Origin of the sequence: Luteimonas marina, from assembly GCF_007859325.1 — a bacterium.
GTDB classification, from domain to species: Bacteria; Pseudomonadota; Gammaproteobacteria; order Xanthomonadales; family Xanthomonadaceae; genus Luteimonas; species Luteimonas marina.
In genome coordinates this window covers 396724-421912 of the sequence record NZ_VOHK01000003.1, presented here as the reverse complement: position 1 = coordinate 421912, position 25189 = coordinate 396724, and the positions used below count along the sequence as shown (strand labels likewise).

General features: G+C 69.6%; 19 protein-coding genes and 7 tRNA genes. 8 read left to right on the top strand and 18 right to left on the bottom strand.

Going from position 1 to position 25189, the window contains the following annotated elements; all coding sequences use genetic code 11:
- Window positions 1-70: 70 nt before the first annotated feature.
- Window positions 71-2314 (top strand): DNA topoisomerase IV subunit A, encoded by a 2244-nt coding sequence (gene parC / locus FQY83_RS08630; protein ID WP_146387091.1) that lies wholly within the window; start codon window positions 71-73, stop codon window positions 2312-2314.
- Between the two features lie 137 nt (window positions 2315-2451).
- Complete coding sequence (locus FQY83_RS08625; protein WP_146387088.1) at window positions 2452-3153, top strand: thiopurine S-methyltransferase; 702 nt, start codon at window positions 2452-2454, stop codon at window positions 3151-3153.
- A gap of 43 nt (window positions 3154-3196) precedes the next feature.
- Here the strand turns inward: FQY83_RS08625 and bfr are convergent, their stop codons facing one another.
- Window positions 3197-3682, bottom strand: coding sequence for a bacterioferritin (gene bfr, locus FQY83_RS08620; RefSeq protein ID WP_146387086.1), 486 nt, complete (start codon window positions 3680-3682; stop codon window positions 3197-3199).
- Between the two features lie 175 nt (window positions 3683-3857).
- Here bfr and FQY83_RS08615 point away from each other — a divergent pair, with 175 nt between their 5' ends.
- Window positions 3858-6536, top strand: a complete 2679-nt coding sequence (locus FQY83_RS08615; protein ID WP_146387084.1) for a penicillin acylase family protein — start codon at window positions 3858-3860, stop codon at window positions 6534-6536.
- 187 nt (window positions 6537-6723) lie between these two features.
- Complete coding sequence (locus FQY83_RS08610) at window positions 6724-7428, top strand: PP2C family protein-serine/threonine phosphatase (RefSeq protein WP_146387082.1); 705 nt, start codon at window positions 6724-6726, stop codon at window positions 7426-7428.
- A 151-nt stretch (window positions 7429-7579) separates the two neighbouring features.
- Here FQY83_RS08610 and dnaQ read toward each other — a convergent pair whose 3' ends face one another.
- The 3 genes from dnaQ to FQY83_RS08595 all read right to left on the bottom strand — a co-directional run bounded on the left by dnaQ (window position 7580) and on the right by FQY83_RS08595 (window position 9489).
- Window positions 7580-8311, bottom strand: a complete 732-nt coding sequence (dnaQ, locus tag FQY83_RS08605) for a DNA polymerase III subunit epsilon (protein WP_146387080.1) — start codon at window positions 8309-8311, stop codon at window positions 7580-7582.
- Between the two features lie 84 nt (window positions 8312-8395).
- A complete protein-coding gene (gene rnhA, locus FQY83_RS08600; protein ID WP_146387078.1) occupies window positions 8396-8839 on the bottom strand; it encodes a ribonuclease HI in 444 nt (147 codons plus the stop codon).
- A complete protein-coding gene (locus tag FQY83_RS08595; protein ID WP_158636464.1) occupies window positions 8836-9489 on the bottom strand; it encodes a hypothetical protein in 654 nt (217 codons plus the stop codon). The genes rnhA and FQY83_RS08595 overlap by 4 nt, the downstream gene beginning before the upstream one ends.
- A gap of 45 nt (window positions 9490-9534) precedes the next feature.
- On the opposite strand from FQY83_RS08595, the gene gloB reads away from it, so the two are divergent.
- The 3 genes from gloB to FQY83_RS08580 are packed head-to-tail and all read left to right on the top strand — an operon-like array spanning window position 9535 to window position 12451.
- Complete coding sequence (gene gloB, locus FQY83_RS08590) at window positions 9535-10299, top strand: hydroxyacylglutathione hydrolase (protein WP_146387074.1); 765 nt, start codon at window positions 9535-9537, stop codon at window positions 10297-10299.
- A complete protein-coding gene (locus FQY83_RS08585; RefSeq protein ID WP_146387072.1) occupies window positions 10296-11627 on the top strand; it encodes a lytic transglycosylase domain-containing protein in 1332 nt (443 codons plus the stop codon). The genes gloB and FQY83_RS08585 overlap by 4 nt, the downstream gene beginning before the upstream one ends.
- A gap of 26 nt (window positions 11628-11653) precedes the next feature.
- Entirely contained in the window at window positions 11654-12451 is a 798-nt protein-coding gene (locus tag FQY83_RS08580) for an enoyl-ACP reductase FabI (RefSeq protein ID WP_146387070.1), read from the top strand.
- A gap of 212 nt (window positions 12452-12663) precedes the next feature.
- On the opposite strand, the gene FQY83_RS08575 is transcribed toward FQY83_RS08580, so the two are convergent.
- The 13 genes from FQY83_RS08575 to FQY83_RS08510 all read right to left on the bottom strand — a co-directional run bounded on the left by FQY83_RS08575 (window position 12664) and on the right by FQY83_RS08510 (window position 22769).
- Window positions 12664-14640, bottom strand: coding sequence for a peptidyl-prolyl cis-trans isomerase (locus FQY83_RS08575; protein WP_272952451.1), 1977 nt, complete (start codon window positions 14638-14640; stop codon window positions 12664-12666).
- A 140-nt stretch (window positions 14641-14780) separates the two neighbouring features.
- Window positions 14781-14857, bottom strand: a tRNA-Asp gene (locus FQY83_RS08570).
- A 36-nt stretch (window positions 14858-14893) separates the two neighbouring features.
- Window positions 14894-14968, bottom strand: a tRNA-Val gene (locus FQY83_RS08565).
- Window positions 14969-14989: 21 nt separating this feature from the next.
- Window positions 14990-15268: an HU family DNA-binding protein gene (locus tag FQY83_RS08560; protein WP_158636462.1), complete on the bottom strand. Its 279-nt coding sequence runs from the start codon at window positions 15266-15268 to the stop codon at window positions 14990-14992.
- A 223-nt stretch (window positions 15269-15491) separates the two neighbouring features.
- Entirely contained in the window at window positions 15492-17939 is a 2448-nt protein-coding gene (gene lon / locus FQY83_RS08555; protein WP_146387065.1) for an endopeptidase La, read from the bottom strand.
- Between the two features lie 324 nt (window positions 17940-18263).
- Window positions 18264-19550, bottom strand: coding sequence for an ATP-dependent Clp protease ATP-binding subunit ClpX (gene clpX / locus FQY83_RS08545; RefSeq protein ID WP_146387061.1), 1287 nt, complete (start codon window positions 19548-19550; stop codon window positions 18264-18266).
- 105 nt (window positions 19551-19655) lie between these two features.
- The gene (gene clpP, locus FQY83_RS08540; RefSeq protein WP_146387059.1) at window positions 19656-20285 is read right to left on the bottom strand and encodes an ATP-dependent Clp endopeptidase proteolytic subunit ClpP; all 630 of its coding nucleotides are present in this window, start codon (window positions 20283-20285) and stop codon (window positions 19656-19658) included.
- A gap of 74 nt (window positions 20286-20359) precedes the next feature.
- Window positions 20360-21667: a trigger factor gene (gene tig, locus FQY83_RS08535; protein ID WP_146387057.1), complete on the bottom strand. Its 1308-nt coding sequence runs from the start codon at window positions 21665-21667 to the stop codon at window positions 20360-20362.
- A 213-nt stretch (window positions 21668-21880) separates the two neighbouring features.
- Window positions 21881-21965, bottom strand: a tRNA-Leu gene (locus FQY83_RS08530).
- Window positions 21966-22221: 256 nt separating this feature from the next.
- Window positions 22222-22297 (bottom strand) — tRNA-Lys (locus FQY83_RS08525).
- 74 nt (window positions 22298-22371) lie between these two features.
- Window positions 22372-22448, bottom strand: a tRNA-His gene (locus tag FQY83_RS08520).
- Between the two features lie 133 nt (window positions 22449-22581).
- Window positions 22582-22658, bottom strand: a tRNA-Arg gene (locus FQY83_RS08515).
- A 34-nt stretch (window positions 22659-22692) separates the two neighbouring features.
- Window positions 22693-22769, bottom strand: a tRNA-Pro gene (locus FQY83_RS08510).
- Window positions 22770-22944: 175 nt separating this feature from the next.
- Between FQY83_RS08510 and FQY83_RS08505 the strand changes: the two genes are divergently transcribed.
- Window positions 22945-23706, top strand: a complete 762-nt coding sequence (locus FQY83_RS08505; RefSeq protein WP_146387055.1) for a Bax inhibitor-1/YccA family protein — start codon at window positions 22945-22947, stop codon at window positions 23704-23706.
- Window positions 23707-23788: 82 nt separating this feature from the next.
- Here the strand turns inward: FQY83_RS08505 and FQY83_RS08500 are convergent, their stop codons facing one another.
- Complete coding sequence (locus FQY83_RS08500) at window positions 23789-25123, bottom strand: Na+/H+ antiporter NhaC family protein (protein WP_146387053.1); 1335 nt, start codon at window positions 25121-25123, stop codon at window positions 23789-23791.
- Window positions 25124-25189 lie beyond the last annotated feature (66 nt).

The window sequence follows — 25189 nt, the reverse complement described above, 5'->3', positions numbered from 1 at the left end:
GACCACGGGGCTCGTTCCGGCCGGGGAGGATAGAATTCTCCTCCGTTTTCACCGTCTTTCCCCGCCACCGATGACCGAGTCCGTCCGTCCCGTCTTCCACGGCTTCGAGCAGATCCCGCTGCGCGAATACGCCGAGCGCGCCTACCTCGACTACTCGATGTACGTGGTCCTCGACCGCGCCCTGCCCTTCCTCGGCGACGGCCTCAAGCCGGTGCAGCGCCGCATCATCTACGCCATGAGCGAGCTCGGCCTGGGCGCGGCGGCGAAGCCGAAGAAGTCCGCGCGCACCGTCGGCGACGTGATCGGCAAGTTCCACCCGCACGGCGACAGCGCCTGCTACGAGGCGATGGTGCTGATGGCGCAGCCGTTCTCGTACCGCTATCCGCTGATCGACGGCCAAGGCAACTTCGGCTCGACCGACGACCCCAAGTCGTTCGCGGCGATGCGCTACACCGAGTCCAAGCTCACCCCGATCGCGGACGTGCTGCTGGGCGAACTCGGCCATGGCACGGTCGACTGGACGCCGAACTTCGACGGCACCCTGGAGGAACCGAGCTGGCTGCCGGCGCGCCTGCCGCACCTGTTGCTCAACGGCACCACCGGCATCGCGGTCGGCATGGCCACCGACGTGCCGCCGCACAACCTGGGCGAGATCGTCAGCGCCTGCGTGCGCCTGCTCGACGACCTCGACGCCAGCGTCGCCGACCTGTGCGAACACGTGCGCGGCCCGGACTACCCGACCAGCGCCGAGATCATCACCCCGGCCGCCGACCTGCGCGCGATCTACCAGACCGGCAACGGCAGCGTGCGCGCCCGCGCCACGTTCGCCAGGGAAGGCCAGAACATCATCGTCACCGCCCTGCCCCACCAGGTCTCGCCGTCGAAGGTGATCGAGCAGATCGCCACCCAGATGCGCGCGAAGAAGCTGCCGTGGCTGGAGGACATCCGCGACGAGTCCGACCACGCCAACCCGGTGCGCATCGCCCTGATCCCGCGCTCGAACCGGGTCGACGCCGAACAGCTGATGGGCCACCTCTTCGCCACCACGGACCTGGAGAAGAGCTACCGCGTCAACCTCAACGTCATCGGCCTCGACGGCCGCCCGCAGGTGAAGAACCTCAAGGCGATCCTCGCCGAATGGCTGGTGTTCCGCGGCGAAACGGTGACGCGCCGGCTGCAGCACCGGCTGGACAAGGTCGAGCGCCGCCTGCACCTGCTCGAAGGCCTGCTGGTCGCCTTCCTCAACCTCGACGAGGTGATCCGCATCATCCGCACCGAGGACGAACCGAAGACGGCGCTGATCGCGCGCTTCGGACTGTCGGAGGACCAGGCCGACTACATCCTCGAAACCAAGCTCAAGCAGCTCGCACGCCTGGAGGAAATGAAGATCCGCGGCGAGCAGGACGAACTCGACGGCGAGCGCGACCGCCTCATCGCCACGCTGGGCAGCAAGGCCAGGCTGAAGAAGCTGATCCGGGACGAACTGCTGGCCGACGCCAGGAAATACGGCGATGCGCGCCGCTCGCCGCTGGTCGCGCGCGACGCGGCGCAGGCGCTGGACGAGACCGAACTGGTGCCCAGCGAACCGGTGACCGTGGTGCTGAGCGAGAAAGGCTGGGTGCGTGCGGCCAAGGGCCACGACGTCGACGCGGCCGCGCTGTCGTACCGCGACGGCGACGGCCTGCTGGCGGCGGTCCGGGGCCGCAGCACGCAGCAGGTGGCCTTCCTCGATTCGGCCGGGCGCAGCTATTCGACGCTGGCGCACGCGCTGCCGTCGGCGCGCGGCAACGGCGAGCCGCTGACCGGCCGCTTCTCGCCGGCCGCGGGCGCCTCGTTCGCGGCGATGGCCAGCGGCGGCAACGACGACCGCTTCGTGCTGGCCTCGTCGCACGGCTACGGATTCGTGACCCGCTTCGAGAACCTGACCGGACGGCAGAAGGCCGGCAAGGCGATGCTGTCGCTGTCGGAAGGCGCGAAGGTGCTGCAGCCGGCGGCGGTGGACAGCGTCGAGGCCGACCGGATCGTCGCGGTCACCAGCGCCGGTCACCTGCTCGCGTTCCCGGTCTCGGAGCTGCCGGAACTCGACAAGGGCAAGGGCAACAAGATCATCGAGATCCCCAAGGCCAGGCGCGGCACCGAGCGCGTGGTCGCCGTCGCCGTGGTGCCGCCGGGCGGAACGCTGGTGGTGAAGTCGGGCACGCGCACGATGAGCCTGTCGTTCAAGGACCTGGGCGAGTACATGGGCGCGCGGGCGAGCCGCGGGGGGCTGTTGCCGAGGGGGTGGCAGAAGGTGGAAGCACTGGGCGTCGAGTGACGACCACCGTTCGCGCGTGGATGTTTCCGATGTCATCCCGAGCGAAGCGAGGGATCTTCTTTTCCATCGGCAGTTGAACAGGATCCCTCGCTGCGCTCGGGATGACAGCAGAAGTTTCACAGAAGACGGAAACCACCATGCAGCCGGATTTCTGGCACGACCGCTGGCACAGCAACCGCATCGGCTTCCACCGCGACACACCGCTGCCGCTGTTGACGCAGTATTGGGACCCCCTCCGCCTCGCCCGCGGCAGCCGCGTGTTCGTCCCGCTGTGCGGCAAGTCGCTGGACATGGTCTGGCTCGCCGAACAGGGGCATCGGGTGCTCGGCATCGAGCTGTCGGCGCTGGCGATCGCGCAGTTCTTCGACGAACGCGGGCTCACGCCATCCACGCACGCCAGCCCGGCCGGCACGCACCATGTCGCCGGGCCGTGGGAACTGATCCAAGGCGACGCCTTCGCGATTCCCGCGTCGCTGCTCGCCGACTGCGCCGGCGTCTACGACCGCGCCGCGCTGATCGCACTGCCGCCGGCCATGCGCGACACCTATGCCGCCACCACCTGGCGACGCCTGCCGGCCGGCTGCCGCGGCCTGCTGGTCACGCTGGAGTTTTCCGAAGCGGAGAAGGACGGACCGCCGTTCCCGGTCGGCGAGCCGGAAGTGCATGCGCGCCTCGATCGCGACTGGTTGGTCGAGCGACTGGAGCGCCGCGACATCCTCTACGGCGAGCCCTCGTTCCAGGCCGAAGGCGTGACTGCCTTGCATACCGTCGTCTACCGGCTGGACCGCAAGCCGCGGGAGCGGCTTCAACAGCAGGATTTCCCACTACGTTCGAAATGACAAATCCCGGGCTCTTTGGGGGTTCCCCGAAGGCGTTCGGCCCTCAGCCCGGCGACGGGTCCTCGCCCATCCGCGCCTGCTGGTAGTTCTCCAGCCCGACCATCTTGATCAGCCGCAGCTGCTTCTCCAGCCACCAGGTGTGGTCTTCCTCGGTGTCGGCCAGCTGCGCCACCAGGACCTGGCGGCTGACGTAGTCGCCGTGCTTCTCGCACAGCTCGACGCCGCGGGCGAGGTTCTCGCGGACCTTGTACTCGAGGTCGAGGTCCTTGCGCAGCATCTCCTCGACGGTCTTGCCCGGCTCGAAGTCATCGGGACGCATGTCCGGATCGCCCTCGAGGAACAGGATCCTCCGCAGCAGCGCGTCGGCGTGCTGGGTCTCCTCCTCCATCTCGTGGTTGATGCGCGCGTGCAGCGCATTGAGGCCGAGGTCCTCGTAGCGCCGCGAATGGAGGAAATACTGGTCGCGCGCGGCCAGCTCGCCGCGCAGCAGGAACTTGAGGTAGTCGACGACTTCGGGATGGCCCTTCATGGCGGTCGGCTCCGGACGGGAATGATGCCGCCTATCCTGCCCGAAGCCCGCCGGCGATGTTCTAATCGGAATCAGTTGCAATCGCAGCCCGATTTACCCGGCCGCTTACCCATCGCACGGCGCGCGGCAGGCGCCCTCGCCACTAGAATCGACCGACTCCACAGGGGAATCCTCCATGCGCAAGTGGCTCAAGCGCGTCCTGATCGCCGTGCTGGCCATGGTGGCGCTGCTCGCGCTCGCGGTCTGGTGGCTGCTGCGCGGCAGCCTGCCGGCGCTGGACGGCGACATCGCGCTGGCGGGGCTGGCCGCGCCGGTCACGATCCAGCGCGACGCGCTGGGCGTGGTCACCATCGACGCCGCGAACGAGGCCGACGCCCTGCGCGCGCTGGGCTACGTGCACGCGCAGGAGCGCTACTTCGAGATGGACCTGCTGCGGCGCACCTCGGCGGGCGAACTGTCCGGGCTGTTCGGCGCGATCGCGCTCGACCTCGACAAGCGCCACCGCGTCCACCGCATGCGCGCGCGTGTGGATGCCCACCTCGACGCGATCGCCGGCGACAAGCTGCCGCAACTGCAGGCCTACGCCGACGGCGTCAACGCCGGCCTGTCCGCGCTGCGCGCGCGGCCGTGGCCGTACCTGCTGCTGCGCCAGCAGCCGCAGCCGTGGCAGCCGGCCGACACCGCGCTCGCCGGCTACGCGATGTACTTCGACCTGCAGGACGCGGGCAATACCCGCGAGCTGGCGCTGTGGAAACTGCAGCCGCACCTGCCCGAAGCGCTGTACGCGCTGCTGACCCATCCGGGCAGCAACTGGGACGCGCCGCTGTCCGGTGAGGCGATGGGCGATGCGCGGCTGCCGTCCGCCGACGAGGTCGACCTGCGCAAGCTGCCGGCCCCGGAACAGTCGGATAGGGAGGATGCGGAGGCGGTTGCATTCTCTTCCTCGCGGGAGAGAGGCATCGGCGGGTCGCCCGCGGCGAGCGTGCACGGCGTCGCCCTCACTCCACCGCCCGCTCCGCGGGCGGTCCCCCTCTCTCCCGCAGTGCGGGAGAGAGGTATCGGCTGGTCGCCTGCGGCGGGCGTACAGAGCGTTGCCCTCACTCCACCCCCCGCTCCGCTGGCGGTCCCCCTCTCTCCCGCAGTGCGGGAGAGAGGCATCGGCTGGTCGCCTGCGGCGACCGGGTACTTTCCGGGCAGCAACAACTTTGCGGTGTCCGGTGCGCTGACCGCGGACGGCCGCGCGATCGTCGCCGACGACATGCATCTGGGCCTGCGCGCGCCCAACCTGTGGTTCCGCGCGCGGCTGCGCTGGCCGGACGCGGCGGCGCCGGGCGGCAGCGTCGACGTGCAGGGCGTCACCCTGCCGGGCCTGCCGGCGGTGATCGTCGGCAGCAACGGGCATGTCGCCTGGGGCTACACCAACAGCTACGGCGACTACCTCGACTGGGCGCTGGAAACGCCGTGCGCCGAAGCACGTGCCGACGCCGAAGGCGCGGGCCATCCCTGCACACCGGTCGAAACCCGTGTCGAACTCATTCAGGTCGCGGGCGCCGAACCCGTGGAGTTCGAAGTCCGCGAGACCCGCTGGGGGCCGATCCTGCACGAGCTTGCCGACGGCAAGGTGCTGTCGCTGCGCTGGACCGCGCAGATGCCGGGCTCGGTCAACCTCGGCCTGATGGACTTCGCGCGCGTCGCCGACCTCGACGCCGCGCTGGCGCTCGCCGACCGCACCGCGGTCCCGACGCAGAACCTGGTGATCGGCGATTCCGGCGGAAACGTCGCCTGGCGACTGCTCGGCCCCTTGCCCGGTCGCAGCGAGGGGTGCCCGACCCGCGATCTCGTGGCCAATGCCACCACTCCCGCTCCGGCCCCCGATCAAGGCCCGGAACCCCCGTCGCAAGGCCAGCCCGTCGAACCCTGCCCGCCCTGGCGCATCGATACGGCGGCATCGCCCGTCCTCCGCTCGCCGGACGCCGCGCGCCTGTGGACCGCCAACAGCCGCGTCGTCTCCATCGAAGACCTCGCCCGCATCGGCGACGGCGGCTACGACCTCGGCGCGCGCCAGCGCCAGATCCGCGACGGCCTGCAGGCGAAGGACCGCTTCACCGAACGCGACCTGCTGGCGATCCAGCTCGACGACCGCGCGATCCTGATGACGCGCTGGTGGGAGCTGCTGCGCGCGCAGGGCGCCGACGACGCATCCCCGGCCCTGCACGCACTCGCCGCGGCCGCCAGCGACTGGCAGGGGCGCGCCAGCGTCGATTCGGCCGGCTACCGCATCGTCCGCGCCTGGCGCGAGGCGGTGCATGCGCGCCTGCTCGACGGGCTGTTGGCGCCGGCCCGCGCCAGCATGGGCGAGGAATTCGCGATGCCCTGGCTGCAGCAGTTCGAGGGCGTCGCCTGGCCGCTGCTGCAGCAGCGGCCAGCGCACCTGCTGCCGCGCCGGTTCGCCTCGTGGGATGCGCTGCTGGAGGATGCGGCGAAGCAGGTCCGCGACGAACTCGCGGCCCAGGGCCCGCTGCGCGAGCGCACCTGGGGCGAGCTCAACACCGCCGCGATCTGCCACCCGCTGGCGGGCGCGGTCCCGCTCGGCAAGCGCCTGCTGTGCATGCCCGCCGACCCGCTGCCGGGCGATTCGATGATGCCCCGCGTGCAGGGGCCGGCCTTCGGCGCGTCCGAGCGCATGGTGGTCTCGCCGGGCCGCGAGGCCGACGGCTTCATGCACATGCCCGGTGGCCAGAGCGGACACCCGCTGTCGCCGTTCTGGGGCGCGGGCCACGACGACTGGGTCCACGGCCGTCCGACCCCGTTCCTGCCCGGCCCCGCGATCCATTCGCTGACCCTGCGCCCCTGAACCGGCGGTACGGGCGCGCCAGGGCGCTCGTCACGCCGTTCACCGCCGTTCTGTTAGTTTGCCCGCACGTCCCGGTCCCCCCGCCGGGCCGGCGCGCGACCATGCCGATCCTCTTGACCTGCAAACCGGTGTTTCCGCGTTATCCAGCCCAAGAGCCACGAGTCCGCCCGAACCCGACGGGTCACGCATGATCGAATTCGGACATCTCACCCACGTCGGGCTGCGCCGCGAGCTGAACGAGGACACCTATTACGGCGACAGCGAACTTGGGCTGTGGCTGGTGGCGGACGGCATGGGCGGACACGAATACGGCGAGGTCGCCAGCGCGCTCGCGCGCGAGACGATCGTGCGCGAGACCCGCCAGGGCACGCCCCTGCCGCAGGCGATCCGGATCGCTGACGAAGAGATCATCCGCGCCTCGCGCCAGCGCAACGACGCGCTGCCGATGGGCACGACGGTCGTGGCCGCGCGCGTGGTCGGCAACCGCTTCGAGGTGGCCTGGGTCGGCGACAGCCGCGCCTACCTGTGGCGCGACGGCAAGCTCGCGCAGCTGTCGCAGGACCACAGCTACGTGCAGGAGCTGATCGCCCAGGGCGCGATCAGCATCGACCAGGCCCGCAGCCACCCGCACCGCAACGTGGTGACCCAGGCGCTGGGCGTGACCGAGCCGCAGGCGTTGAACGTGGAGACGCTGTCGGGCGAACTCGGGCCGGGGACGCAACTGCTGTTGTGCAGCGACGGCCTGACCGAGGAAGTCGACGACGGCGGCATCTCGCGCGTGCTCGCGCACACCGAGTGCAGCGCGCAGGAGTGTGTGGACGGGCTGGTCGCGGCCGCGCTCGACGGCGGCGGGTCGGACAACGTCACCGTGGTGCTGGTGCGCAGCCACTGAGACGCGAGAGCGTTCGACAAGAGACGATCGTCGTTCCCCTATCACGACTGTCATTCCGAGCGCAGCGAGGAATCTGCTTCTACTGCTATCGGGAAGCAGATTCCTCGCTGCGCCCGGAATGACAGTCGACAGGGGCGTCGCCGCGCAAGCGTCAGCCGGCAGCGCTCTCCGCCGCAGGCGCCTCGACGTCCCACACGCAGCGCCCCGCCTTCCTGCGGATCGCCTCGACGCGCGCCTGGTGCAGCTCCAGGTCCTCCACCGGCACCGCGATCGACGGCCGCGGCCCGGTGGCGATCGGAATGACCGCCGCCCGGCTCGACCGCGTGCCCGCGGACGATTCCGCGCTGGCAAAACCGATCTCGCCCTGCCCCGCGGTCAGCGCCAGCCAGGCTTCGGCCAGCAGTTGCGCGTCGAGCAGCGCGCCGTGCAGCTGCCGGTGCGAGTTGTCGACCCCGAGCCGCTTGCACAGCGCGTCCAGCGAGTTGCGCTGGCCGGGGTAGCGCTGGCGCGCCAGTTCCAGCGAGTCCTGCACCGTCACCCGGTCGCGCAGTTTTCCGTAGCCGTCGCCCAGCCGCGACAGCTCGTGTTCGAGGAAGCCCATGTCGAACGCGGCGTTGTGGATCACCAGCTCGGCGCCGTCGACGAAGGCGAGGAATTCGTCGGCGATCTGCGCGAACTTCGGCTTGTCGGCGAGGAACTCCAGGGTCAGCCCGGTCACTTCCTGCGCCCCGGGCTCGAACTCGCGCTCGGGGTTGATGTACTGGTGGTAGGTGCGCCCGCTCGGCCGCCGCTCGATCAGCTCCACGCAGCCGATCTCGACGACGCGGTTGCCCTTCTTCCATTCCAGGCCGGTGGTTTCGGTGTCGAGGATGATGTGGCGCATGGGTGGTGATTCGTGATTGGTGATTGGTGATTCGAAGAAGCGGAAGCTGTCATCCCGACCGCAGGGAGGGATCCCGCGCGACCACTATGCCGCCGACCGCTGCCGGATCGCCTCGTCGCGCGCCAGCACGTCGACGCGCTCGTTGTCGGGGTCGCCGGCGTGGCCCTTCACCCAGCGCCAGTCGATGGCGTGGCGCTGGCTGACCGCGTGCAGGCGCTCCCACAGGTCGCGGTTCTTGACCGGGTCGCCGCCGGCGGTCTTCCAGCCGCGGCGCACCCAGTTCGGCATCCATTCGGTGATGCCCTTGCGCACGTACTGCGAGTCGGTGTGCAGCACCACCTCGCAGCGCCGGGTCAGGGTTTCCAGCGCGACGATCGCAGCCATCAGCTCCATGCGGTTGTTGGTCGTCAGCGGCTCGCCGCCAACCAGCTCGCGCTCCTGCCCGCCATAGCGCAGCAGCGCCGCCCAGCCGCCGGGGCCGGGATTGCCGAGGCAGGCGCCGTCGGTGTGGATGCCGACCGCACTCATGCCGCGGACACGCCCGGGCCGAGATGCAGCGCGCGCCGCTTCCGCATCGGCGTCAACGGCAGCACGCGCTTCTCCGCACGCAGCAGGTAGCCCGCGCGCAGGCCCGCGCCCTGCTGCGGCCGCAGCGAGACCCGCTGCGACCAGCCCGGACCGAGGCCTTGCGAGACCGCGTCCGGCACCAGCCCGGCCGCGCGCAGGCGGCGGCGCCAGGCCAGCGGCTCGGAGGCGGTGATGCCGGTCCCGCGCCAGCGCCAGCGGTACGGCGCCAGCGGGTTGAGCAGGAACAGCCACAGCCGGCCGCCGGGGACCAGCAGCCGCGCCGCCTCCTCCAGCAGGCCCTGGCCGCAGGGACCGGACGGGCGCGCGACGTGTTGCAGCACCACCGCGCCGAAGGCCTCGCTGGGCAGGGGCAGCGGCAGGCCGCAGGCGATCCGCCCGCGCCACTGTTCCCCGTCCGGGGACAGGTACAGACCGCGCCCGGCGACGTCCGCGGTGTCGCGCGGCCCCGGCCCGCACCACAGCCAGGGCAGGCCGGGACGGTCGGACAGGGCCTGCGCGACCGCGTCCTCCTCGCTCGCCAGCACGGCCTGTCCGGCATCGGACAGGAACCAGTCATGGATCGTTTGCCCGGATTGACGGGTCGGCGACATCGAGGGCATGGTCGTCATTCTACGGGCAGCCGGACCTTCCCACCGATGCAGCTGAGCCCACTCCCGGCGCTGTCGGACAACTACATCTGGCGCCTGGCCGACGACGACGGCCGCTGGCTGGTGGTCGATCCCGGCGAGCCGGGGCCGGTCCTGGCCGCCGCGGAAGGCGCCGCCGCGCCGCTGGCGATCCTGCTGACCCACCACCATGCCGACCACGTCGGCGGCGTGCCGGACCTGCTCCGGCGCTGGCCCGGAGTGCCGGTGTTCGGCCCGGCCGACGACCGGATCGGGACCATCGACCATCCCGTCGGCGACGGCCAGCGGATCGGAATCGGGCCCTGGACCTTCGACGTCCTCGCCGTCCCCGGCCATACCGTGAGCCACATCGCATTCCTGGGCCATGGCCTCTTGTTCTGCGGCGACACCTTGTTCAGCCTCGGCTGTGGTCGCCTGTTCGAAGGTACGCCCCGCGACATGCTCGGCGCCCTCGACCGGCTGGCCGCCCTGCCCGCGCAGACCCGGGTCTGCTGCGGGCACGAGTACACGCTGGCCAACGCCGCCTTCGCGCGCGTGGTCGATCCCGACAACCCGGCGCTGCGGCGCCGGCACGAAGAGGCCATCGCCATGCGCGACCAGGGACGCCCCACCCTGCCCACCACCCTCGCCGACGAACGCGCCTGCAACCCGTTCCTGCGCATCGACGCCCCGGCCGTACGCGCCGCGGTCGCGGCGCGCCGGCCGCTGGCCGAAGGCGATCGCGTCGAGGCCTTCGCCGAACTGCGGCGCTGGAAGGACGGCTTCCGCGCATGAGCGCGCGCAGCGGTTTCGCCACCGGGCTCGCGCTCGCCCTCGCGCTGGCCGCGCCGGCATGGGCGGGCGACAGCCCCGACCCGCCGGCGCCCGCCCCGCCGCAGCCCGACAGCATCCTCATCGACGGCGAGGCGGTGCCGCTGCCGAAGCCGCGCGTCGTCGAAGCATCGCCCGTGGCGCCGTCCGTGGTCCTGCCCGCTGGCACCCGCAGCGGTGTCGAGATCTACCGCAACTTCCGCGAAGGACTGGCCGATCCGGTCTGCGAACCCGGCGCCAGCGCCCGCTGGCGCCAGCACTTCGCGCATGCGCCGGGCCTGTTCGCCTCGCCGCGCAGCGACGTGCTGCCCCTGTTCGGCTACGTCGTCGACCGCCTGCGCGAGGCGCACCTGCCGACCGAGTACGCGCTGATCCCCTTCGTCGAGAGCGGCTACAAGCCCGGCGCGCGCTCGCCGCAGGGGCCGGCCGGCCTGTGGCAGTTCATCGCCCTCACCGCTCGCAACCAGAAAGTGGCGGTGGGCCCGGGCTACGACGGCCGGCTGTCGCCGGTGGACTCGACCGAGGCCGCGGTGCGCTACCTGCGGACCCTGCACGGGATGTTCGCCGGCGACTGGCGGCTGGCGGTGATGGCCTACAACGCCGGCGAATACCGCCTGCTGGGCGCGCTCAAGCGCGCCGGCCAGCGCCCGGCCAGCGCCGACCCGGCGACCCTGCCGATGCCGCCGATCACCATGGCCTACGTGCGCAAGCTGCATGCGCTGTCGTGCATCTTCGAGGAAGCCGACGACCGCGACGCCTGGCTGCAGGCGCTGGATCGCCCGGTGCCGGTGCTCGCCGCCGCCGAAGTGCCGGCCGGCATCGCCACGCTGGATGCGCTGGCGACCCGCCACGGCGCCGACGCCACCCAGCTGCGCCGCCTGAACCCGGCCTTCGGCGACGGCCGCATCGCGCGCGTCCAGGGCACGGCGCGCGTGCTCCTGCCTTCGGCGCACGCGCCGGTTGCGGTAGCCGCCGTCCGGCCCCCGCCCGCGCCTGTCCGCAAGCCGTCTCCGACGCCGGCCTCCGGCGACCCGGACGACATGTCCGACGCCATGGCCGATGCCTCCGCCCACGTCGTGCCCGAGGCCCCGGCCCGCGTCGATGCGCCACCGCGCACGCACACCGTCGCGCGCGGCGACTCGGCCTGGAAGATCGCCCGGCGCTACGGCATTCCCGGCAGCGAGCTGCTCTCGCGCAACGGCCTGGACGCACGCAGCGTGCTGCAGCCGGGCATGGTGCTGGCCATCGACCCGCCCCGGGCGGGGACCGCCGCGACGGCCGTGGCAGAATAGCGCCCGGTCCATCACGCGAGTCACCCATGGGTTTCCTGCAAGGCAAGCGCGCACTGATCACCGGCATCGCCAGCCAGCGTTCGATCGCCAACGGCATCGCCGAGGCGATGCACCGCGAAGGCGCCGAACTCGCCTTCACCTACCAGAACGACAAGCTGAAATCGCGCGTCGAGGATGCCGCCTCGAAGCTCGGGGGCGGCCCCGCGTATCCGCTGGACGTGACTGACGACGCCCAGATCGTGGCGCTGTTCGACGGTCTCGGCAAGCACTGGCCGGACGGCTTCGACATCCTGGTCCACGCCATCGCCTACGCCCCGCGCGAGGCGATCGCCGGCGGCTTCCTCGATGGCCTGACCCGCGAGAACTTCGCGATGGCGCACGATATCTCGGCCTATTCGCTGGCCGCGCTGGCCAAGGGCGCGCGGCCGCTGATGCAGGGCCGCCAGGGCGCGATCCTGACCCTGAGCTACCTCGGCGCCGAACGCGCGCTGCAGAGCTACAACGTGATGGGCGTGGCCAAGGCCGCGCTCGAGGCCTCGGTGCGCTACCTCGCGCTCAACCTCGGGCCGGAAGGCATCCGCGTCAACGCGATCTCGGCCGGGCCGATCAAGACCCTGGCGGCGTCGGGCATCGGCGGCTTCCGCAAGATCCTCGGCCACGTCGAGTCGAACTCGCCGATCCGCCGCACGGTCACGATCGAGGACGTCGGCAACGCCGCCGCCTTCCTGTGCTCGGACCTCGCGTCCGGCATCACCGGCGAGGTCACCTATGTCGACGGCGGCTACAACATCCTCGGCATGACGGGGCTGGACGAGGGCGAGTAGGTCCGATGCCCTGACTCTGCGGGTGGCGCGACGCGCGAAAAGCTGTCATCCCGAACGCAGTGAGGGATCTGCTCTTGCTTCCCGCCCTGGAGCAGATCCCTCACTACGTTCGGGATGACAAGCACGGCGTTCGGGATGGCAGGCATTGCAGGATGACGATCATGAAAAAGCCCGGCAATCGCCGGGCTTTTTCATGCGCATGACGCCAGCCGCTACAGCCGCGACTCGACCACCGTCACCTTCATCTGCCGGCGCAGCGCGCGCAGCATGGTGTCCGCGTCCTCGCGGCCGAGCAGCGCCGCCATCTGCTGCCGGAACATGTCGCGCTCGGCGTCCGTCGCTTCCTTGGTGTCGCCCGGCGTGACCTTGTCCACGGTGAACACCACGAAGCCGCCGTCGGGCAGCGCCACCTTGCCCGGCGAGACCTTGCCCTCGGCCGGCACCGGCGCGCGGAAATAGGCTTCTGCGGCCGCCGCGTCGGGCACCGGCGCGCCGCGCGGCACGCCGAGCATGTTCTGCCGCTGCAGCGAGCGCGCGTCCGCCAGCGCCTGCAGGCTCTCGCCGGCCTCGAGCTTTTCGACCAGTGCCTGCGCATCGGCCTCCACGCGCTTGCGGGCACGATCGCCGCGGATCGCCGCGACGATCGCCTCGCGCGCCTCGTTGACCGTCAGCGCGCGCTCGGGCTCGTGGCTGGCCACGCGGATCAGCACGTTGCGGTCCGGCCCGACCTCGATCGGATCGCTGACGGTGCCATCCTGCACGAGGCTGTCGGAGAACGCCGCACGCTGCACCGCCGGCATCGCGACCACGCCCTCGCCCTCGCCGCGCGCGATCGGACCCGCCGTCTTCACCTCGAGACCGGCCTGCTTAGCCGCCGCGGTCAGTTCGGTCGGATTGCGGTAGACCTCGTCGACGAAGCCGCCGACCAGATCGTTGAACGCGCGCTCGCGGTCGGCCTGCGCCTGTTCCTGCGCCAGCGTCTCGCGCACCTGCTCGAACGGCACCTGGTGGCCGGCCTGGATCTCGCGCAGCTGGATCACGTGCCAGCCGAAGGGGCTCTTGACCGGATCGCTGATGCTGCCCGCCTGCGCCGCGAACACCGCGTCCTCGAACGGCTTGACCATGGCGCCATCCTGGCGGATCCAGCCCAGGTCGCCGCCGTTGGCCGCCGATCCCGGATCGCCCGGATTGGCCTTGGCCAGTTCCGCGAAGTCGGCGTCCGGCTGCCGCGCCTGCTGCGCGAGCTGCTGCGCCTTGTCCTGCGCCGCCTTCTGCACCGCGGCGTCCGCGCCCTCTTCCACCGGAACCAGGATGTGCGAGACCAGGCGCTGCTCGGGTTCGACGAAGCGCGTCTTTTCCTGCTCGTAGCGCTGGCGCAGCGCGGCTTCGTCGGGCTCGGCCACGGGCGGCAGCGCGCTGTCGTCGATCTCCACGTATTCGAGGGTCACCCGCTCCGGCGCGCGGTATTCGTTGCGGTGCGCGTCGTACCAGTCCTGGATCTCCTTGGCGCTGACCGCCGCGGTATCCGCTGCCGGCGCCGGCAGCACGACGAACGACACGTCGCGGCGCTCGCCCAGCAGTTGCATCATCCGCTCGGTCTCGCCCGGCGTGGTGAACGCCGACTGCGCGACCTGCCCGCGCAGCAGCGCCGCCTGCAGGTCGTTGCGCACCAGTTCCTGGAAGCCCTGCGGCGTATAGCCCTGCGCCTGCAGCGTCAGCATGTAGCGCTGCTGGTCGAACTGTCCGTCGACCTGGAACGCGGGGATCGCGTTGATCTCCTCGCGCACCTGGGTGTCGCCGACGACCATGCCGTCGCGCACCGCGGCCAGCTTCAGCGCCCTCTGGTCGATCAGCGCCTCGAGGATCTCGCGCTTGGTCTCGGGCGATTCGAACGCGCGCGCGTCGAACTGCTCGCCCTCGACCTGGCGCCGCCGCTGGCGCTCGTTCTCGAAGGCATTGCGGAACTCCTCGGGGCTGACTTCCTCCGACTGCCACGCGAACTTGCGCACCAGCCACCAGTCCGGCGCCGAGCGCCACCAGGACGGCTGCACCTCGACCTTGGCGGCGTAGTTGGCGCCGCTCTGGAACAGGTACTGCTCCATGCCGAAGAACGCGAACGGAATGGCGAGGAGCGCGACGATGACGATCGCGATCCAGCCGGACATCTTTTCTCGGAGGACTTGCAGCATGGGCGGGCGGCTCGGAGCGGCTCGGGACGTAGCCGCACAGTTTAACCGCATGCCGCGGGCCCGGGCGCGCCGGGCGGCCTGCCGGAACTCCGGGGCCGAAAAAAACGAACCCCGCATCGCTGCGGGGTTCGTCGAATCGATGGCGGAGCGGACGGGACTCGAACCCGCGACCTCCGGCGTGACAGGCCAGCATTCTAACCAGCTGAACTACCGCTCCGCGCCTTGAAAACCTTGCTGCGGTTCCAGCCTCCCCTGGTGGGTGCTGAGGGTTTCGAACCCCCGACCCTCTCCGTGTAAAGGAGACGCTCTACCGCTGAGCTAAGCACCCGTAAGGGAACTCAGGAGCCGATCAGTTTACGGCATCCTTGAGCGCTTTGCCAGCCTTGAACACCGGATTGTTGGAGGCCGGGATCTGGATGGCTTCCTTGGTGCGCGGGTTCAGGCCGGTGCGGGCGGCGCGCGCCTTGACCGAGAAGGAGCCGAAGCCGACCAGGTTGACGGCGTCGCCGCGCTTGAGCGCCGCGGTCACCGCATCGATCACGGCGTCGAGGGCACGACCCGCGTCGGCCTTGGACAGACCCGCCTTCTCGGCGACCTGGTCGATCAATTCACTCTTGTTCACTGGCATGTTGGACACTCCGTGTGCGGGCGCGTGGCCCGCCTTGCTGGGGACCGGACCCGTCCACGGGAAATCCCGCGGCGCCGCCCGGCCATGAGGATCAATGCGCGAATCCGGCGCATTTTACGCGCTGCCGGCGCCGAATACGACCTTGGCGCCGGCTTCCGCGGCGATCCGCGCGCCCGCGATTGGATTTCGTGAGCATTGCGTGAATCGCGACGCCGATGCCTGCCTAGTGCTTGACATCCGGCCGCGAGGGCGCCTTGTCCTTGCGCCGGCGGACGATGCTCCCCTGCGTCGGCGCGGCCTGCTCCGGCGCCGCCTTGCCGGCCACGGCGAGCGGACGCTCCAGCGCCAGGTCGAGCACCTCGTCGATCCACTTCACCGGCACGATCTTCAGGTGCCCGGTGACGTTGGCCGGGATGTCGGCGAGATCCTTGCGGTTCTCCTCCGGGATGATCACGGTGGTGATGCCGCCGCGCAGCGCGGCGAGCAGCTTCTCCTTGAGGCCGCCGATCGCGGTGACCTTGCCGCGCAGGGTGATCTCGCCGGTCATCGCCACGTCGGCGCGCACCGGGATCTTCGTCAGCATCGACACCAGCGCCGTGGTCATCGCGATGCCCGCGCTCGGGCCATCCTTCGGCGTCGCGCCGTCGGGCACGTGCACGTGCACGTCCTGCTTCTGCAGGAAGTCGACGTCGATGCCGAGGCGTTCGGTGCGCGCGCGCACCACGCTCAGCGCCGCCGACGCCGATTCCTTCATCACGTCGCCGAGTTGGCCGGTGAGGATCAGGTTGCCCTTGCCGGGCACGAGCGTGGATTCGATCTGCAGCAGGTCGCCGCCGACCTCGGTCCAGGCCAGGCCCGTCACCATGCCGATCTCGTTGTCCTGCTCGGCGCGGCCGAAGTCGAAGCGACGCACGCCCAGGTACTTCTCGAGGTTCTTCGAGTTGACGTTGACCGCCTTGGCCTTGCCCTTCGCCGGGCCGGCCAGCGCGATTTCCTTGACCACCTTGCGGCAGATCTTGGCGATCTCGCGCTCGAGGTTGCGCACGCCGGATTCGCGCGTGTAGTAGCGCACGATGTCCTGGATCGCGTCGGCCGCGATCTTCAGCTCGGTCGCCTTGAGCCCGTTGGCCTTCATCTGCTTGGGCACGAGGTAGCGCGTGGCGATGCTGGTCTTCTCCTCCTCGGTGTAGCCGGGGATGCGGATCACCTCCATGCGGTCGAGCAGCGGGCCGGGGATGTTGAGCGAATTGGAAGTCGCCACGAACATCACCTCGGACAGGTCGAGGTCGACCTCGAGGTAGTGGTCGTTGAAGGCGTTGTTCTGCTCCGGGTCGAGCACTTCCAGCAGCGCCGAGGACGGATCGCCGCGGAAGTCCATCGACATCTTGTCGATCTCGTCGAGCACGAACAGCGGGTTCTTCTGCCCGGCCTTGTTGAGGTTCTGCACGATCCGGCCCGGCATCGAGCCGACGTAGGTGCGGCGGTGGCCGCGGATCTCGGCTTCGTCGCGTACGCCGCCCAGCGACATGCGCACGAACTTGCGGTTGGTCGCCTTGGCGATGCTCTGCCCCAGCGAGGTCTTGCCCACGCCCGGCGGGCCGACCAGGCACAGGATCGGCCCCTTCATCTGCTTCACCCGCGTCTGCACCGCGAGGTATTCGAGGATGCGCTCCTTGACCTTCTCCAGGCCGTAGTGGTCGGCGTCGAGCGTGTCCTGCGCGGCCTTGAGGTCCTTGCGCACCTTGCTGCGCTTCTTCCACGGCACGCCCAGCAGCCAGTCCAGGTAGTTACGCACGACCGCGGCCTCGGCCGACATCGGCGACATCTGCTTGAGCTTGTTGAACTCGTTCTTCGCCTTGGTCTCGACCGCCTTGGGCATGCCGGCCTCGGCGATCTTGCGCGCGAGCTCCTCGATGTCGTTGGGCGCATCGTCGATCTCGCCGAGCTCCTTCTGGATCGCCTTCATCTGCTCGTTGAGGTAGTACTCGCGCTGCGATTTCTCCATCTGCGACTTCACGCGGCCGCGGATGCGCTTCTCCATCTGCTGCACGTCGATCTCGCCGTCGACCAGCCCGACCAGCAGCTCCAGCCGCTCGGCGGTGTCGATGGTTTCCAGCAGGCGCTGCTTCTCGCCCAGGCGCACGCCCAGGTGCGCCGAGACGATGTCGGCCAGGCGTCCGGGCTCGTCGATCCCCGACAGCGTCTGCATCAGCTCCGGCGGCAGCTTGCGGTTGGTCTTGACGTACTGCTCGAACAGCGAGACCAGCGAACGCGCGATCGCCTCGACCTCACGCGGCTCGCGGCCGTCGACTGCGTCGACGACCTGGCCGACGCCGGCCAGCGTGCCGTCCACCTCGCGCACCTGCGACACGGTCACGCGCGAGACGCCCTCGACCAGCACCTTGATCGTGCCGTCGGGCAGCTTCAGCAGCTGCAGCACCTGCGCGAGGGTGCCGATCTGGTACAGGTCGTCGCCTTCCGGATCGTCGGTCTCGGCGGATTTCTGCGCGACCAGCAGGATGCGCTTGTCGCCTTCCATCGCGATGTCCAGCGCACGGATCGACTTGTCCCGGCCGACGAACAGCGGGATCACCATGTGCGGAAACACCACCACGTCGCGCAGCGGCAGGACGGGCAACTGGAGCGATTCGCTAGCGGGTCGATCGGTCATTGCAGGTTCCATGGAAAACGGTTGGACGGCGCCGGCGCGGCGGCCGCCCGCAGGATTCCGTTATGGGGCCCGGCGCGCGGCGATGCAAGCGGTCCGGACGAACGCAGCGTCCCGGGTCGCGGACGGTCGTCAGGAGGCGCTCAATCCGGACAGCGGATGTTCCGCCGCGAGGAAGCCGTCGTCCCCGCGAAGGCGGGGATCCAGTGTCTTTCATTCTCGCGCGCGCAAAGACGCTGGGTCCCCGCCTTCGCGGGGATGACGGCTTCTGTGCTGTCGACGGCAGGAATGCCGGCGTCGCTGTTCCATTCAGGACGCCGGAACAGGCTACTCGGCCGAGGCGACCTTCGGCGCGGCCGGCGGGGTCTGGTAGATCAGGTAGGGATCGGACTTGTGCTCGATCACCGACTCGTCCACCACCACCTTGCTGACATTCTCCAGCGACGGCAGCTCGTACATCGTGTCGAGCAGCACCGACTCGACGATCGTGCGCAGGCCGCGCGCGCCGGTCTTGCGCTTGATCGCCTTGCGCGCGATCGCCGAGAGCGCGTCGGGGCGGAACTCTAGCTCCACGCCCTCCATGTCGAACAGCTTGCGGAACTGCTTGCTGATCGCGTTCTTGGGCTCGGTGAGGATCTTGATCAGCGCCGCCTCGTCCAGTTCCTCGAGCGTGGCGACCACCGGCAGGCGGCCGACGAACTCGGGAATCAGGCCGAACTTGATCAGGTCCTCCGGCTCGACGTCGGCCAGCACCTTGCCGGTCTCGGTCTTGCGTTCGGTGCTCTTGAGCTTGGCGCCGAAACCAATCCCGCCGGCGTCGCTGCTGCGCTGCTGGATGATCTTCTCCAGCCCGGCGAAGGCGCCGCCGACGATGAACAGGATGTTCTTCGTCTCGACCTGCAGGAATTCCTGCTGCGGATGCTTGCGCCCGCCCTGCGGCGGCACGCTCGCGGTGGTGCCCTCGATCAGCTTGAGCAGCGCCTGCTGCACGCCCTCGCCGGACACGTCGCGGGTGATCGACGGGTTCTCGCTCTTGCGCGAGATCTTGTCGATCTCGTCGATGTAGACGATGCCCTGCTGCGCCTTGTCGACGTCGTAGTCGCACTTCTGCAGCAGCTTCTGGATGATGTTCTCGACGTCCTCGCCGACGTAGCCGGCCTCGGTCAGCGTCGTCGCGTCGGCGATGGTGAACGGGACGTTGAGCAGGCGCGCCAGGGTCTCGGCCAGCAGGGTCTTGCCCGAGCCTGTCGGGCCGACCAGCAGGATGTTCGACTTCGCCAGCTCGACGTCGTCGTTCTTGCTGCGGCTCTCGATGCGCTTGTAGTGGTTGTAGACCGCCACCGCCAGGGTGCGCTTGGCGCGGTTCTGGCCGATCACGTACTGGTCCAGGACCTCGAGGATTTCCTTGGGCTTGGGCAGCGAGCTGCGCGCCGACTGCGCCTTCTCCTCGAGTTCCTCGCGGATGATGTCGTTGCACAGCTCGACGCATTCGTCGCAGATGTACACGCTCGGACCCGCGATCAGCTTGCGGACCTCGTGCTGGCTCTTCCCGCAGAACGAGCAGTAGAGGATCTTGTTGCTGTCGCCGGAACGGCCCTGACGGTCTTCGGTCATGAATGGATCTGTCTTGCTGCTGCGGTCACGGTTCGAGAATAGCACAGCGCCCGGCGGTGCAAGGGCCGCACAACCGGGACACTATTTCCTTTTTTTATCAACTACTTAAGCAGGCTGAATCGACTCTTCCGGACGCCGCTCGAGGACCTGGTCGACCAGCCCGTATTCGCGGGCGGCCTCGGCGCTCTTGAAGTTGTCGCGCTCGGTGTCGCTGGCGATGGTCTCGATCGACTGGCCGGTGTGGCGGGCCAGGATCTCGTTCAGGCGCTGCTTCATCGACAGGATCTCGCGGGCGTGGATGTCGATGTCGGTCGCCTGGCCCTGGAAGCCGCCCAGCGGCTGGTGGATCATCACCCGCGAATTGGGCAGTGCGTAGCGCTTGCCGGCCGCGCCCGCCGCCAGCAGCAGCGCGCCCATGCTGGCCGCCTGGCCGACGCAGATCGTGCTCACGTCGGGCTTGATGAACTGCATGGTGTCGTAGATCGCCATGCCCGCAGTCACTATCCCGCCCGGGGAGTTGATGTACAGGTTGATGTCCTTCTCGGGGTTCTCGGCCTCGAGGAACAGCAGCTGGGCGACGATCACGTTGGCCATGTAGTCGTCGATGCCGCCGACCAGGAAGATCACCCGCTCCTTCAGCAGGCGCGAGTAGATGTCGTAGGCGCGCTCGCCGCGGCTGGTCTGTTCGACCACCATCGGGACGAGGTTGAGGGCCTTGGTCTCGTAGCTGCTCATGGATTGTCTTCTCGGTTGCGGGGATCGACGGCCGGCCGGAGCCGGGAGCGGCGCGCCCGGGGCGCTCCGCCACCTTATTGCGGCAGGATCGCTTCCTGGAACGTCAGCGGCTGCTCGGTATGCTGGGCGCGCTCGGCAATCCAGTCGATCACCTGCTCCTCCATCACCCGGTTCTGCAGTCCCGACATCAACTGGCGGTCGTTCTGGTACAAATCAATGACCTGCTGCGGCTCTTCGTAGGTCGAGGCGATCAGGCGCAGGTGTTCGTTCAGGCGCTTGGGGTCGAGGATCAGCGAATTGCGGCGCGCCACCTCGCCCACCAGCAGCCCGACCAGCACGCGCTTGCGCGCCGGCTCCATGAAGCCCTGGTGCGCGTCGGCCGGCACCGGACCCGGGTCGCGGCCGTTGCGGCGGGCCTGCTCGACCTGCTGCGCCAGCAGCGAGCGGGCCTCGCTCTCCACCAGCTTCGGCGGCAGCTCGACGCCGGCGTACACCGACACCAGTTGCTCGCCGACCTCGCGACGCAGGCGGTTCATCAGCGCGCCCTTGAGCTCGCGCTCGAGGTTGGTGCGGATGTCGGCGCGGAACTGGTCCATGTCGCCGCTCTTGACGCCGAAGCTGCGGATGAAGGCGGCATCGACCTCGGGCAGCTGCTGCTCCGAGACCTGCTCGGCCTTCAGGTGCACCTGCGCGGTCTTGCCGGCCAGCGCGGGCTGGCGCCAGTCCGCCGGGAAGGTGACCTCGACGGTCTTCTCGCCGTCCTTCTCGATGCCGACCAGCGCATCCTCGATGTCCTTGAACATCGCGCCCGAGCCGAGCACGGTCACGCCGCGCTCGGCGCCTTCGGCCGGCAGGCGCGCGTCGCCGACCTGCGACCAGGTCTCGACGTCCACTGCGTCGCCGGCCTGCGCCGGGCGCGTCACCGCGCTCCAGCTGCGGCGCTGCAGGCGCAGGTTCTCGATCATGCGGTCGATGTCCTCCTCGGTCACCTCGGAGGTGTGGCGCACGACGCTGAGCTTGGACATGTCGATGTCGCCGAAGTCCGGCACGACCTCGAAGGTGGCGGTGTAGGCCAGTTCGCCCTCGCCCTTGTCCTCGCTCGGCTCGATCTTCGGCTGGCCGGCGAGGCGCAGCTCGTTGTCGCGCACGGCCTCGTTGAAACCTTCCTGCAGCAGGCCGTCGAGCACCTCGGCCCGGACCTGCTGGCCGTAGCGCTGCTCGATGACCTTGGCCGGCACCTTGCCGGGGCGGAAGCCCTTGATCCGGGCCGTGCGCGCGATCTCGCGCAGGCGCCCGCCCACTTGGGATTCGAGCCGTTCCGACGGCAGGCGGAACGTCAGGCGGCGCTCGAGGCTGCCCAGGGATTCGACCGACACTTGCATTGACTCAACTCCTGCCGCGCGGCCATCGCCGCTGCTTTCTTGATCCGGATGACGTGCCGGGCGCCCGGAGACCTGAATGGACAGGTCGGCGGGAACGGCCGGCGGAACGGGATATTTTGGCGGAATCCGGGGTTGGCCGCCAGAGTGTGCGGGCATTTTCACCGGTACCCCGCCTTCCCTGCCTGCGGCGGGAGGGCCTGCCCGAGCTATTGCTGGTGCGAAAGGGGGGACTCGAACCCCCACGCCTTGCGGCACTGGAACCTAAATCCAGGGCGTCTACCAATTCCGCCACTTTCGCTCGCGGTGAATCTTATCGGTCCGGCCCATGTCTTGCGGGAACGGCTCAGCCGCGACCGGACATGAGCCCCCGCCCCGGAAACGAAAACACCCGGCCGAAGCCGGGTGTTTCGTCGAACTGGTGGGCCGTCAAGGATTCGAACCGCGCCGCAGCGACCCCCTCCGTCCACCCGGATGTGGAACGCGCCGCCGCGCGCCCTTGCGGTGAAAGGCCCGGAAACGAAAACGCCCGGCCAAAGCCGGGCGATTCGTCGAACTGGTGGGCCGTCAAGGATTCGAACCTTGGACCTATTGATTAAGAGTCAACTGCTCTACCAACTGAGCTAACGGCCCGCAAAACGGGCGCGCATTGTAACAAATGCACGCCATCCGGCAACCACCCCGCAGGGAACGCGGCCGGACGAAGATGGGGTGGCTGAGGGGACTCGAACCCCCGACATCTGGAATCACAATCCAGGACTCTAACCAACTGAGCTACAGCCACCACTGGAACCTGCACAGGATACCGGAGCACCGCCCCGATCTCCCCGCCCGTGCCCCGAACAGGCAGCACCGGCGATTGATTTCCGACACACGCGACCGCGCCTGGACTCCGGCACGGCAGCCATGCTCCGACATGGCGCGCCCGGCAGGACTCGAACCTGCAACCACCGGCTTAGAAGGCCGGTGCTCTATCCGGTTGAGCTACGGGCGCCTGCGCGCATGATAGCGTCCCGGACAACGCCGGATGGTCGGGGTAGAGGGATTCGAACCCCCGACATCCTGCTCCCAAAGCAGGCGCGCTACCAGACTGCGCTATACCCCGGCCGGCGACGGGCGGTCGATCCAGACCCGCGTCCGGCTGGGCCGGGCGCAGTCGGACATTGTCCCGAGCGCATCCACCAGTGTCAACGCGCGGACCCGCGGACGGCCTGCGTCGATTCGCCATCCGGGCCGTGTATCCTCATGAACGGCTCCAACTCCAACGGAACAGGGCAGACATGCGCAGCGGCAACCCGGTACTGAAAGAATCGACCTTCCTCGACCTCGGCAGCGGCGCGGTCGTCTCCCGCGACGGCGACGCGATGACCCTCAACGGCACGGTCAACAAGACCGGCTTCCTGCTGCTGCTGACGGTGCTCACCGCTGCCTTCGCCTGGAGCCAGGCGCTGGGCCCGGACGGCACGCCGGCGCCGGGCTTCGCGGCCTATGTCTGGGGCGGCGCGATCGGCGGCCTGGTGCTGGCGATCGTCACCGCGTTCAAGAAGGAGTGGTCGCCGGTCACGGCGCCGCTGTACGCGCTGGTCGAGGGCTTCTTCCTCGGCGCGATCTCGGCGCTGTACAACCACCTGTACGAAGGCATCGTGATGCAGGCGGTGATGCTGACCTTCGGCACCCTGTTCGCGCTGCTGTTCGCCTACCGCAGCGGCCTGATCAAGGCCACCGAGAACTTCAAGCTCGGCGTGGTCGCGGCGACCGGCGGCATCGCGCTGGTGTATCTGGCGACGATCGCCCTGGGCTTCTTCGGCATCCGGATCCCGCTGATCCACGAAAGCGGCCTGATCGGCATCGGCTTCAGCCTGTTCGTGATCGTGATCGCGGCGCTGAACCTGGTGCTCGACTTCGACTTCATCGAGAGCGGCGTCGAGCACGGCGCGCCGAAGTACATGGAGTGGTACGGCGCGTTCGGCCTGATGGTCACGCTGGTGTGGCTGTACATCGAGTTCCTGCGCCTGCTGGCGAAGCTGCAGTCGCGCGACTGAGGCGGCGCGCGGGGATCGTGGGAAAGGGCGCTTCGGCGCCCTTTTTCATGCCTGAAGGCGAGCGTCGGGGCGTAGCCCCGACCTATGCGCGGGCCTCGTCGATCGCGCGGCGGTCGGCCGCCCGCGTACGCGACGGCCAGACCATGAAGCCGATCGCCACCAGGGCCAGCAGCCAGCAGTACCAGACCTTGCCGGCCAGCGCGAACGGCGAGACCGCCGCCAGCGACGCGGCGAGCAGGATCTGCGCGCCGTAGGGCAGCAGCCCCTGTGGCACGCAGGCGAAGATGTCGAGCAGGCTGGCGGCGCGCCGCGGGCTGATGTCGTGGCGCTCGGCGATGTCCCTGGCGACGCTGCCGCCGACCAGGATCGCGACGGTGTTGTTGGCGGTGAACACGTCCGCCGTCGCCGACAGCGCGGCGATGCTGAATTCGCCGGTCCGCCGGCCGCGGTGCCCGCGCGCGAAGCGCGCAATCACCTGCGCCAGCCAGTCGAGGCCGCCACCGGCCTTCATCAGCGCACCGAGGCCGCCGATCAGCAGCGACAGCAGCAGGATCTCGATCATGCTCTCGAAGCCGATCCAGATGTCGCCGGCGTACTGCACCAGGTCGTAGTCGTCGCCGAACGCCAGGCCGAACCCGCCGGCAAGCACCAGCCCGATCCCGAGCACCAGCAGCACGTCGAGCCCGGCGAGCGCCAGTACCAGCACCAGCAGGTAGGGCAGCGCCAGCCAGGCCGAGGCCGTGGTCTCGGCCTCCACCGGCGCCGAGTCGCCGGCGAAACCGAGCAGCATCATCGTCGCCAGCGCGGCCGGCAGGGCGATCTTGAAGTTCTCGCGGAACTTGTCGCGCATCTGCGCGCCCTGGGTGCGGGTGGCGGCGATGGTGGTGTCGGAGATCACCGAGAGGTTGTCGCCGAACATCGCGCCGCCGACCACGCCGCCGACCACCAGCGCACGGTCCAGCCCCGCGGCGTCGGCGACGCCGACCGCAATCGGCACGACCGCGGCGATGGTGCCCATCGAGGTGCCGATCGCCAGCGATACCAGGCAGGCGATCGCGAACAGCCCCGGCAGCAGCAGCGCCGGATGCAGCGCGCCGATGCCGAGCGAGACCACTGCGTCGACCGCGCCCACGGCCTTGGACACGTAGGCGAACGCGCCCGCGAGCAGGAAGATCAGGCACATCAGCACGATGTTGGGATCGCCCATGCCCTGCAGCAGCACCTCGCCGGGCTTGAGCGCGCGCCGCCAGGCCAGCCACGCCGCCAGCGCCAGGGCGGGCAGGATCGCCACCGGCGCGCGCAGCTGGTAGAAGCCCATCGCGTCGCCCTGCGCGGTGAAGTACAGCCCCGCGCCGAAGAAGAAGGCGAGGAACAGCAGCAGCGGGGTCAGGGCGAGCGCGCTGGGGCGGACGGTCATCTTGGATTGCCGGGGCGTGGGGATCGGCGATTGTGGGCCGCGCCCGGCCTTCCCGTCACGTTCGCG